The sequence below is a fragment of the Sphingomonas sp. 4RDLI-65 genome (assembly GCF_049472435.1).
Lineage (GTDB): Bacteria > Pseudomonadota > Alphaproteobacteria > Sphingomonadales > Sphingomonadaceae > Sphingomonas.
In genome coordinates this window covers 162,184-174,164 of record NZ_JBCEBT010000004.1, presented here as the reverse complement: position 1 = coordinate 174,164, position 11,981 = coordinate 162,184, and the positions used below count along the sequence as shown (strand labels likewise).

General features: G+C 67.3%; 9 protein-coding genes. 8 read left to right on the top strand and 1 reads right to left on the bottom strand.

What is annotated here, in order from left to right; all coding sequences use genetic code 11:
• Positions 1-82: 82 nt before the first annotated feature.
• Positions 83-562, top strand: coding sequence for an RcnB family protein (locus tag VH567_RS11410; protein WP_423326165.1), 480 nt, complete (start codon positions 83-85; stop codon positions 560-562).
• 49 nt (positions 563-611) lie between these two features.
• On the opposite strand, the gene VH567_RS11405 is transcribed toward VH567_RS11410, so the two are convergent.
• Positions 612-1,712, bottom strand: a complete 1,101-nt coding sequence (locus tag VH567_RS11405) for a DUF2332 domain-containing protein (RefSeq protein WP_423326163.1) — start codon at positions 1,710-1,712, stop codon at positions 612-614.
• 46 nt (positions 1,713-1,758) lie between these two features.
• Here VH567_RS11405 and hisG point away from each other — a divergent pair, with 46 nt between their 5' ends.
• From hisG to infA, 7 genes are all read left to right on the top strand, one after another.
• Complete coding sequence (gene hisG, locus VH567_RS11400) at positions 1,759-2,427, top strand: ATP phosphoribosyltransferase (RefSeq protein ID WP_243693365.1); 669 nt, start codon at positions 1,759-1,761, stop codon at positions 2,425-2,427.
• Between the two features lie 130 nt (positions 2,428-2,557).
• A complete protein-coding gene (gene hisD / locus VH567_RS11395) occupies positions 2,558-3,853 on the top strand; it encodes a histidinol dehydrogenase (protein ID WP_423326160.1) in 1,296 nt (431 codons plus the stop codon).
• A gap of 202 nt (positions 3,854-4,055) precedes the next feature.
• Positions 4,056-4,511 (top strand): transcription antitermination factor NusB, encoded by a 456-nt coding sequence (nusB, locus tag VH567_RS11390; protein WP_307087367.1) that lies wholly within the window; start codon positions 4,056-4,058, stop codon positions 4,509-4,511.
• A 192-nt stretch (positions 4,512-4,703) separates the two neighbouring features.
• The gene (gene thiL, locus VH567_RS11385; RefSeq protein ID WP_423326158.1) at positions 4,704-5,597 is read left to right on the top strand and encodes a thiamine-phosphate kinase; all 894 of its coding nucleotides are present in this window, start codon (positions 4,704-4,706) and stop codon (positions 5,595-5,597) included.
• A 90-nt stretch (positions 5,598-5,687) separates the two neighbouring features.
• Positions 5,688-7,841 carry a sodium-translocating pyrophosphatase gene (locus VH567_RS11380; RefSeq protein WP_423326156.1) on the top strand — a complete coding sequence of 718 codons (2,154 nt, stop codon included), beginning with the start codon at positions 5,688-5,690 and terminating at the stop codon, positions 7,839-7,841.
• 234 nt (positions 7,842-8,075) lie between these two features.
• Positions 8,076-11,489: a class I SAM-dependent DNA methyltransferase gene (locus VH567_RS11375; RefSeq protein ID WP_423326154.1), complete on the top strand. Its 3,414-nt coding sequence runs from the start codon at positions 8,076-8,078 to the stop codon at positions 11,487-11,489.
• A 197-nt stretch (positions 11,490-11,686) separates the two neighbouring features.
• Positions 11,687-11,905: a translation initiation factor IF-1 gene (gene infA, locus VH567_RS11370; RefSeq protein WP_031441079.1), complete on the top strand. Its 219-nt coding sequence runs from the start codon at positions 11,687-11,689 to the stop codon at positions 11,903-11,905.
• Positions 11,906-11,981 lie beyond the last annotated feature (76 nt).

The following is an 11,981-nucleotide window of genomic DNA, read 5'->3' as shown; positions in this document are numbered from 1 at the left end:
CCACATTCGGGGATCGTTCACCGGCGGGGGAGCAAAACCCCCGCCATGCCGTTGATTCGGCACCGAACACAGGAGAGCAGTCATGCGTAAGATGATCCTCGCGGCCGTCGTCGCCGCCACCCTCGTCCCCACTTTCGCCACCGCACAGAGCTATGGCGAAGTCCGCCGCGACCAGCGTGAAATCCGCGAAAGCCAGCGCGACCTCCAGCGCGCACGCCGCTACGGCGACCGCGGCGACGTCCGCGAAGCTCGCCAGGAACTGCGCGAAGACCGCCGCGAAGCGCGCGAGGACTGGCGCGACTATCGCCGCACGCACGGCAACGTCTATCGCCGCCCCGCCTATGTCGGCCCGCGCGGCTATAATTACCGCCCAGTGACCGTCGGCTACCGGTTCGCACCGGCCTATTACGGCCGCAACTACTGGATCAACGACTATCAGACCTATCGCCTGCCCCGTCCGGGCTACGGCTATCAGCGCTGGGTCCGCTACGGCCGCGACGTAGTCCTGGTCGACACCCGCTCGGGCCGCGTCGTGCAGGTCAACAACGGCTTCTTCTACTAAAGCTTTTCGAGGAAGTCGGGCCGGCCCGGGAGCGATCCCGGGCCGTTTCCTATTCCGCCTCGTACGCCCCACGCCGCATGACGTACTCGCGCGTCTCGTACGGCGCCGCGAGACCTTCGACCCAGGCGCCGTGCGCATGCGTCAGCGCGACCAGTTCCATCGCCCGCTCGCCCGGCCAGCCGCGCACGCGGACCTCATGCCGGTGCAGATCGCGGTTAGGCTCCATCATCACCCAGCCTAGCGGCCGCTCGACCGTCGCCCGTGCCCCCGCCGCCTCCATCGCGACCCGGATCCGCTCGCGCGATGCCGCCGGCAGATACTGCCACACCACCGAATGCATCAGCACGCGCGTGACCCCCTCGGGCTGCGGCTCGGCCAATTGGGCCTCGACCCAGTCGGCCGCATCGCCCTCGACGAGGTCGACGCCACCTTCGCGCACCATACTAATCGCCGTGGCGAGCCGCGTCTGCCGCTCGACCGCATCGACCCAGACATACGCCTCGAGCCGCGCCGCCGCGACCGGATCGGCGACGTCGACCGGCTGGATATCGACGCCGCGTGTCGACTCGATCTCGACCCGAGCGCTTGGCGGCGGCGCGCCACGCCATTCGGGGCGGATCGTCACCGGCGATGCCGATGGCCCGACCTTTACGCCGCCAAGATCGAACCGATAGCGATCGATCAGCAGGTTGAGTCCCGCGCTAGATCCGATCTCCAGCACCTCGAACCGCGGCCCGTACCGCTCGGCGAGGTGCAACATACCGGTCATCATGCCCGCCGACCGCGCCGCCTCGTTGGTCTGCGGCGGCCCGTCGAGCCAGGGCAGCAACGCCGCATCGTGCGCGACGAGCGTGGCGTTCAAAATTGCCGTGACGCGCACCGGGTCGGTCTCCGCGCCGGAGAACACGGTCGAGAGCGCGGGATCGACGCCCGACCGATGCAGGGCGTGCAACCCGCCGACCAGGCGCAGCGCCAGCGCATCGGCAACCGGCTCGCCCGCCCAGTCGAGCACCCGTCGCCCCGTTTCGCTGTCACGATCGAGCGCGTCTGCCAGCGCGGTGCAAACCCGCGCCGTGATCGGCGCATCCATCGCCGCGCAATACCCCGCCTGGATTTCGAACGCCGAGCAACTTGCCTTTACATTTGCCATGCGCAGGTTGTTGCACCCGCCATGCCCCCCCCGTAAAGCCCGGCGCGTGCCAGACTCCCAGATCATCATCGCCGTTCCCAAGGGACGCATCCTCGCCGAGGCCCTGCCGTTGCTCGCGCGCGCCGGGGTGCATCCCGAAGCGTCGTTCTCCGACGAGAACTCACGCGCGTTGCGGTTCGCGACCAACGATCCGGCGATCTCGCTGATCCGGGTGCGCGCGTTCGACGTCGCTACCTTCGTCGCGCACGGGGCGGCTCAGTTGGGGATCGTCGGGTCGGACGTGATCGCCGAGTTCGGCTATTCGGAACTCTACGCGCCGGTCGATCTTGGTATCGGCCACTGCCGCCTGTCGGTCGCAGAACCTGCCGAAATGGCGGCGCAGGATGATCCGCGTGGCTGGAGCCACGTCCGCGTCGCGACCAAATATCCGCATGTTACCGCGGCGCATTTTGCGAGCCGTGGTGTCCAGGCTGAGTGCGTGAAGCTCAACGGCGCGATGGAGTTGGCGCCGACCTTGGGCTTGGCGCCGCGGATCGTCGATCTCGTGTCGTCGGGTCGGACGTTGCTTGAGAACGGCTTGGTGGAGGTCGAGACGATCATGGAAGTCACTAGCCGCCTGGTCGTCAACCGCGCCGCGATGAAGACCCGCAGCCGTGTCGTGCCGCTGGTCGAGGCATTCCGTCGCGCCGTCGAAGCGCAGGAGATCGCAGCATGAGCGCGCTCTTCTGCTCCCCTTCCCGCATGCGGGAAGGGGCTGGGGGTTGGGCTCGCGCTATCCTCCAGCGTACCGCCAGCGGTGAGCGCGTGCCCACCCCCAGCCCCTCCCGCTTGCGGGAGGGGGGCAAGTGATCCGCCTCTCTACATCCGACACGGACTTCGCGACGCGCTTCACCGCGCTCGTCGAGGACCGCCGCGAATCCGACGCTGGTGTCACGCAGGACGTCGCTGCGATCATCGCGTCCGTCCGCCGCGATGGCGAGACCGCTATCCGCGATCTCACGCAGAAGCATGATCGCCACGATCTGGAAGCCACGGGCTGGCAGATCGACGCCGCCGACTGCAAGGCCGCGTTCGACGCGCTCGATCCGGATCTGCGCGCCGCGCTAGAACTCGCCGCGACCCGTATTCGTGCGTACCATGAGAAACAGCGCCCGCTTGACAGCGACTCGGTCGACGCCGCAGGCGTCCGCCTCGGCGCGCGCTGGTTACCCGTCGACGCCGCCGGCATCTATGTCCCGGGTGGCCGCGCCGCCTATCCCTCGTCACTGCTGATGAACGCGATCCCCGCCAAGGTCGCGGGCGTCGGGCGGCTGACGATGGTCACTCCGACCCCGGACGGCCAAATCAACCCACTGGTCCTCGCCGCCGCGCACCTCGCCGGTGTCGACGAAGTGTGGCGCGTCGGTGGCGCACAGGCTGTTGCGGCGCTCGCGTACGGCGCCGGCCGGATCACGCCGGTCGACGTCATTACCGGCCCCGGCAACGCCTGGGTCGCCGAAGCCAAGCGGCAGGTCTACGGCGTCGTCGGCATCGACATGGTCGCCGGGCCTAGCGAAATCGTGGTCGTCGCGGACGCGCTCAACGACCCCGAATGGACCGCCGCCGATCTGCTCAGCCAGGCCGAGCACGACCCCAGCACGCAGTCGATCCTTTTCACCGACGACGCGGCGTTCGCCGACAAGGTCGTGGCCGCGGTCGATCGCCAGTTGCACGAGCTTGCCACCGAAGCGGTCGCGCGCGTCGCGTGGGACACCAACGGCGCGATCATCGTCGTCGAGACGCTGGCCGACGCGATCCCGCTAGTCGACCGCCTTGCTGCCGAGCATCTCCAGCTGGCAATCCCCGACCCGCAAGGTTTCTTCGACCGCATCCGCCACGCAGGCTCGGTGTTCCTCGGCCGTTACACCCCCGAGGCGATCGGCGATTACGTCGCCGGGCCGAACCACGTCCTCCCCACCGGCCGCCGGGCGCGGTTTGCGTCGGGGCTGTCGGTGCTAGACTTCATGAAGCGCACCAGTTTCTTGGCTCTGGACGAAGCTGCCTTGCGCGAACTCGGCCCTGCCACAGTCGCGCTGGCGAACGCCGAGGGCCTGCCTGCCCACGCAAAATCGGTGGCTTTGCGGCTGCGGCTCAACAGTTAGATTGGTTCACGCGGAGGCGCGGAGACGCGGAGGTGTCGACCTTGCCGCATAGCGGCCCTTCAATCATCGGCGGATGAAGAGATCGAAGCGGCTGCGCCGCACGCAACATCTCCGCGCCTCCGCGTGAACAAACCTTCTTCCCGTTCCGCCCGAAACGCAAAGGGCTGACACACAGCCCCCCCGCGCCTACAGGCAACCGCTTATGACTCGAACCGCCCCCCGCACCAAGGCGCGTGCCGCCGCTCGCCTCGCCGCCGTCCAGGCGACCTACCAGCACGAGATGGAGGGCACCGCGATGCCCGTCCTGCTCAACGAATTCCACCAGCACCGGCTCGGCGCGACGATCGAAGACGTCGAATATGCCGAAGCGGACGTCGATTTCTTCGATGACCTCGTGACCGGTGCAAACGCCCGCGCGGGCGAGATCGACGTGCTGATCGAGGGCAAGCTCGCCAAGGGCTGGACGCTCGCGCGGCTCGACAAGCCGATGAAGGCGATCATCCGCGTCGGCACGTATGAGCTACTCGCGCGCAAGGACGTGCCGGTGGCCGCGGTGATCAGCGAATATGTCGACGTCGCGCATGCGTTCTACGACAAGCGCGAGTCGGGCTTCGTGAACGGGCTGCTCGACGGGATCGCCAAGGACGTGCGTGCCTAAATCCTCCCCGGCACGGGGAGGGGGACCATGCGCAGCATGGTGGAGGGGGGCTTCCGCAAGCGTACCGGTGGTTGAGCGCGACGGACCTTCTTTCGCGGCCGGGATGCACCCCACTGGCGTAACGCTCGCAGCACGCCCCCTCCACCCTCCGCTTTGCGGACGGTCCCCCTCCCCGTTCCGGGGAGGATTTGCGTGACCGAGGCCGAGTTCATTGCCGCCTTGCGCGAACTCCCGCTGCATCCGGCAGCGCGCGGCCTCAACGACGATACTGCGCTGCTCGACGCGGGCCCGCTCGTCGTCACCACCGACACGCTGGTCGAAGGCGTCCACTTCATCCCGACCGACCCCGCGCAGGACGTTGCGTGGAAGCTGGTCGCGACCAACCTCTCCGATCTGGCTGCCAAGGGGGCGAAGCCCGAAGGCATCCTCCTCAACTATCCGCTCGGCGACGACGCGTGGGATCGCGAGTTTCTCAAGGGGCTCGCGGAAGTCTTGACGACGTTCGATACCAGGATCATCGGCGGCGACACCGTCACCCTTCCCCCAGACGCCCCCCGCGTGCTTACAGTCACCGCATTCGGGAGCGACGCCGCCGCCCCCGCTCGCAACGGCGCCCGAGGAGGCGATGCGCTCTACGTCACGGGTACGATCGGCGATGCCGGCGCAGGACTTGCTATCGCCCTCGGCGCGGATGGCCCGCCCGAACTGCTCGCCGCTTACCGCCGGCCACAGCCGCGACTCGCCGACGGCCGCATCCTCGCCCCCCACGTCCACGCGATGATGGACGTGTCCGACGGCCTGCTCATCGACGCGTCCCGCATGGCACGCGCCAGCGGTCTCGCGGTAACGATCGATCTCGCCCGCGTCCCCCTCTCCGACGCCTACGAAGCCTTCTCGGGCGACCGGTTGGCCGCAGCGACCGCCGGCGACGACTACCAACTCCTTTTTGCTGCACCGCAAGATTTCGTCACCGACGCCACGCGCATCGGCGTGTTCTCGGCAGGATCAGGCCTCACCCTCCACGACTCCGGCACCTGCGTCCCGCTCCCGCCAAGTCTAGGTTACGAGCACGCCCCACGCGGATAACTTGCGCAATACCCCCGCGCTGATAGGCTCCCCCTTCGGGACTCGGCAAAGTCGGGACCGGAGAGGACCTGACAAGAGGGATAGCGCCGTATGACGACCGTCTATTTGGCCATGATCTGCGGCGTCATCGCCGTCCTATATGGTTTCGTCACCAGTCGACAGGTGCTCGCCGCCTCCCCCGGCAACGAGAAGATGCAGGACATCGCCGCCGCTATCCAGGAAGGCGCGAAGGCCTATCTGGGGCGCCAATACACCACCATCGCGATCGTCGGAGTCATCGTCGCGGCGATCCTGCTCTTCACGCTCGGCCTGATCTCGACGATCGGCTTCGTCATCGGCGCGGTGCTGTCGGGCGTCGCGGGCTATGTCGGGATGAACATTTCGGTCCGCGCCAACGTGCGCACTGCCGAGGCCGCGCGGACGTCGCTGCAAGCCGGGCTGACCATGGCGTTCCGGTCCGGCGCGGTCACCGGCATGCTCGTGGCGGGCCTAGGCCTGCTCGCGATCAGCGCGTTCTTCTGGTACCTCACCGGTCCCGCGGGCCATGCGCCCAATGACCGGATTATCGTCGAGGCGCTCACCGCGCTCGCGTTCGGCGCATCGCTGATCTCGATCTTCGCGCGATTAGGCGGCGGCATCTTCACCAAGGCGGCGGACGTCGGCGCGGATCTGGTCGGCAAGGTCGAGGCCGGCATTCCCGAGGACGATCCCCGCAACCCCGCCGTGATCGCGGACAATGTCGGCGATAACGTCGGCGATTGCGCGGGCATGGCCGCCGATCTGTTCGAGACCTACGTCGTCACGTTGGGCGTGACGATGATCTCGATCGCGCTGCTGATCCAGGCGAGCGGTGCCGAACTGATGCGGCTGATGACGCTTCCGCTGCTCGTCGGCGGGGTGTGCATCGTCACCTCGATCATCGGTACGTACATGGTCCGGCTAGGTGGCGGCAGCATCATGGGCGCGCTCTACAAGGGGTTCTTTACCTCGACGATCCTGTCGATTCCGGCGATCTACCTCGCCACGCAGTACGTGCTCGGCGACCTCCACCGGGTGATCGGCGGCGCCGGGTTCCTCGATCCCATGACCGACGATCTCACGACGCAGGCGGCACCTTCGCTGACGCAGAGCTTCACCGGCATGGACCTGTTCTGGTCGATGATGATCGGGCTCGTCGTCACCGGGCTGATCGTGTGGATCACCGAATATTACACCGGCACCAACCACCGCCCGGTCCAGTCGATTGCCAAGGCGTCGGAGACCGGCCACGGCACCAACGTCATCCAAGGGCTGGCGATCAGCCTGGAATCCACCGCGCTGCCGACGCTGGTGATCGTCGTCGCGGTGATCGTCGCGTACCAGTTGGCCGGGATCATCGGCATCGCGTTTGCCGCCACCGCGATGCTCGCCCAGGCCGGCATGGTGGTGGCGCTCGACGCTTATGGTCCCGTCACGGACAATGCGGGCGGGATCGCCGAGATGGCCGGCCTTCCCGATGATGTTCGTCAGCGGACCGATGCGCTCGATGCGGTCGGCAACACCACCAAGGCGGTGACCAAGGGCTATGCGATCGGCTCGGCGGGGCTTGCCGCTTTGGTACTGTTCGGCGCGTACACCACCGATCTCGCAACCTACTTCCCCGACGTCACGGTCGATTTCAGCCTGTCGAACCCGTACGTCATCGTCGGCCTGCTCCTCGGCGCGCTGCTCCCCTACCTGTTCGGCGCGTTTGGCATGACCGCGGTCGGTCGTGCAGCCGGCGCGGTCGTCGAGGAGGTCCGCGAGCAGTTTCGCAACAACCCCGGAATCATGCTCGGCACCAGCCGCCCCGACTACGCACGGACGGTCGACCTGGTCACCAAGGCGGCTATCCGGGAGATGATCATACCCTCGTTGCTCCCGGTGCTGTCCCCGCTTGCCGTGTATTTCATCATCACCGCGGTCGCGGGCCAGGCCGCCGGCTTCGCTTCGCTAGGTGCGATGCTGCTCGGCGTGATCGTCTCCGGGCTGTTCGTCGCGATCTCGATGACGAGCGGTGGCGGCGCATGGGACAACGCCAAGAAATACATCGAGGACGGCCATCACGGCGGCAAGGGGTCCGAAGCGCACAAGGCGGCGATCACCGGCGACACCGTCGGCGATCCCTACAAGGACACCGCCGGCCCCGCGGTGAACCCGATGATCAAGATCACCAACATCGTCGCGCTGCTGTTGCTGGCAGCACTGGCTGGCAGCGGAGGCTGAGGCGCAAGCCGCAGCAAGCGCGACCGAACGGCGGACGGGCCAACGCCCGATCCGACCGACGGCGCGGCTTTGCCGCGTCGCCCTTTGCGCTCTCCTGGTGCCCGCCGCGCTAACCGGTGTGTAGGGCCCGCTGATCCGTTTCGGAGCAATCCGACGCGGAACGTTTGCGGACTTGCTCAGGATCGCACCTACCTCCGGATGACGGCCGCCTGAACTCACTTACGCTGCGACCGGATGAACACCCCGGTCGCAGCTTCCGACGTCGACACCTTCATCGCCCGCTGGCGGGCCAACGAAGGCGGCGCCGAGCGCGCCAACTTCCCCCTTTTCCTCACCGAACTCTGCCGGCTGATCGACGTGCCGGTGCCCGATCCCGCCGACGCGACGCACGACCGCAATGACTATGTCTTCGAACGCGCCGTCCGGCTGCAGGATATCGGAGGCGTCCAGCGCAACGGTCGCATCGACCTCTATCGCCGCGGCTGTTTCGTGCTCGAAGCCAAGCAGAGCCGCGAACGCGGTGGCCTGAAGGAAGTCGCGGGCGCCGCGAAAAGCTTCGAACAGGCTTCGTTGCCGGGCATCCCCGCCTCCGACGATACCGACCGCCGCGGTCGCCGCAGCGCGCATCGCAGCTGGGACGTGCTCATGCGCAACGCCCGCGAACAGGCCGAGCAATATGCGCGCGCCCTGCCGACCGACCATGGCTGGCCGCCGTTCATCCTGGTCTGCGACGTCGGCCATGCGATCGAGTTGTTCGCGGACTTCTCCGGCCAGGGTAAGGCGTACCGGCAATTCCCCGATCGCGCCGGCTTCCGCCTGTATCTCGACGACCTGCGCGACCCGGCGATCCGCGAGCGTCTGAGGCAGATCTGGCTCGATCCACATGCGCTCGATCCCGCGCGCCACGCCGCGATCGTCACGCGTGACATCGCCCGCCGCCTCGCCGAGGTCAGCAAACGGCTCGAAGACCGCGGCCATGCCGCCGAACCCGTCGCGCATTTCCTGATGCGCTGCCTGTTCACGATGTTCGCCCAGCGCGCCGACCTGCTCGACCGCGGCAGCTTCACCAAGATGCTCACCGACGCGCGCGACGATCCGTCGAGCTTCGCACCGATGCTGGAGGATTTGTGGCAGGCGATGGACACCGGCGGCTACTCGCTCGCGATGCGGTGCAAGGTCCGTCGCTTCAATGGCGGACTGTTTGCCGAGCGCACCGCGATCCCGCTCCGCCGCGAGGAGATTGGCGAGCTGCTTGAAGCCTCGCACCACGACTGGACCGAAGTCGAGCCGGCGATCTTCGGGACGTTGCTCGAACAGGCGCTCGATCCGGTCGAGCGGCGCAGGCTCGGCGCGCATTATACGCCCCGCGCCTATGTCGAGCGGCTGGTCGTCGCGACGATCATCGAACCGCTTCAGCGCGAATGGGAGACGCAGGTGCTCGGCACGGTCGAGCGCGAGCGGCTGTCGCGCCCCGCCGCGGCGATCCGCGCGGTGCATGACTTCCACGAACGGCTCGCCGCGACGACGGTGCTCGATCCCGCCTGCGGCACGGGCAATTTCCTCTACGTCGCGCTCGAACTGATGAAGCGTCTCGAGGGCGACGTGCTCGAGGTGCTCGCCGATCTGGGCGGCCAGGAGGCGCTCGCGCTGGAGACGGCCACCGTCCATCCCCGCCATTTCCTCGGGCTCGAACTGAACCCACGCGCAGCGGCGATCGCCGAACTCGTGCTGTGGCTCGGCTATCTCCAATGGCAGTTGCGCAACCGCCGCACGATCGCCGATCCGGTGCTGGAAAAGCTGGAGAATATCCGCACGATGGACGCCGTTCTGGCCCGTGACGGACTTGCGGAGGATGGCACGTTGACGAACCCGCGCCGCCCCGACTGGCCCGAAGCGGACTATATCGTCGGCAATCCGCCTTTCATCGGCAAGGGCACGGCGATGCGCAACGCGCTGGGCGAACGCTATCTGACTGCGCTGTGGACGGCGCATCCCCAGATCAACCGTTCCGCCGATTTCGTGATGTACTGGTGGGATCGCGCCGCCGCCCGCCTGACCGAGGCCGATACGCGGCTGAAGCGGTTCGGCTTCGTCACGACGAATTCGATCACGCAGGAATTCAGCCGCCGGGTGATCACCAGGCGGATCGCCGGTCCCTCCCCCATCGGTATCGTGCTCGCGATTCCCGACCATCCGTGGACCAAGGCAACCACGGATGCCGCGGCGGTACGGATCGCGATGACCGTCGTCGAACGCGGCACGCCGGTTGGCCAGCGTCTCGACATCGCCGCGGAGCATGCGCTCGACAGCGACGCGCCGATGCTGGACTTCATCGTGACGACCGGACGCTTAAACGCGGACCTTTCGATCGGCGCCAATACGGCGGCGGCGTTCGCGCTGAAGGCCAATGACGGGTTGTCGTGCAACGGCATGATGCTGGCGGCGCGCGGGTTCGTCCTCACCGCAGCGCAGGCACGCCACCTGCTCGCGATCTCGCCCGACGCCGCGACCGGAATCATCAGGCGCTATGTCGGTGGCGCGGATCTCGTCCGGCATCCCACCGACCGCTGGGTCATCGATGCCTATGGCCATGACGAGACCACGCTGCGCACGACGTTCCCCGCGATCTACCAGCACCTGTTGATGACGGTTAAGCCGGTGCGCGACACCAATCGGCGGGCCGCCTTCAAGGATCGCTGGTGGATCTTCGGCGAACCCCGCCGCACGTTCCGCCCCGCGCTGCACGGCCTGTCGCGCTATATCGGCACGACCGAGACCGCCAAGCACCGCATCCTGCAATTCCTGCCTGCGGCGACGACGCCCGACCACATGGTCGTCTGCTTCGCGCTCGACGACGCGTTTTCGCTGGGCGTGCTGTCGTCGCGGGTGCATCTGCAATGGACCTACGCCAATTGCGGGCTGATCGGGGTCGCGCGGTTCGATCAGGGCCACCGCTATACCAAGTCGCGAATCATCGATTCGTTTCCGTTTCCCGATGCGACGCCCGACCAGCGCGAGGCGATCGGCGCCCTTGCGGAAGAACTCGACGCCGCCCGCAAGGACGTGCTCGACACGCATCCGGACCTGACGATGACCGGCCTCTACAATCTGCTCGCCCGGCTTCGCTCGGGCGTGGCGTTCGATTTCGTCGCGCAGGATCAACGCCAGCGTGGTCGCATCGATATCCTCGGCCAGCTCCACGACCGGATCGATACCGCCGTCGCCACCGCCTATGGCTGGCCCGCCGCGATCGACGACACCGCGATCGTCGCGCACCTCGTCGCGCTCAACGCTGAGCGCCACACGGAGGAAAAGGCCGGGCGGGTCCGCTGGTTGCGGCCGGATTACCAGATCGCACGAGCCGGGCTGACCGCCCTGCCGCTGCCGACGCGCGCGGAGCAGATCGAAGCGGACCTTCCCGCCGCGCGCGTGCGAAAACCCTATTTTCCGCGCGACGCGATCGGCCAGACTGCCGCGGTCCTTGCCGACCTGCGCGGCGGCGCGGGCCTGACCAGCGACGAGATCGCGCGCCGCTATGCACAAGGCCGGAAAGTGAGCCCGCGGATCGCCGCGACGCTCGCCGCGCTCACCCGCCTCGGCCATGTCGCCGCCGACGGCGATCGCCACACGCTACGCCGCGCCGCATGAGCGCGCTGGCGATCGCGTGCTGGCGATCAGGTGGCGCTTGTCGAATCGCTGTTTCGCCCCCATATTCCAGAGGCAGGCATGGCCCGGCGTCCGCGAGGGATTTCGCGATCGTCGTCCGTTGCGCGTCCAGCTTTCCTTTTTCGCGAACCTGCGGTAAGGGCGCTCGTCCCGAAATTCCCCCAATTCAGAGATTATATTTGGCCAAGGAAGAACTGCTCGAGATGCGCGGCCGCGTGGTGGAACTCCTCCCCAATGCGATGTTCCGGGTTCAGCTCGAAAACGACCACGAGATTCTCGGTCACACCGCCGGCAAGATGCGCAAGAACCGCATCCGCGTGCTGGTCGGTGACGAGGTGCTGTGCGAACTCACCCCGTACGATCTGACCAAGGGTCGCATCACCTACCGCTTCAAATAAGCCCGTGGGCGCTCCGGCGCCCACTGCTTTACATCAAGACGTGGGCGTCTAGGCGCTCACCGCTTCTATAACGAGG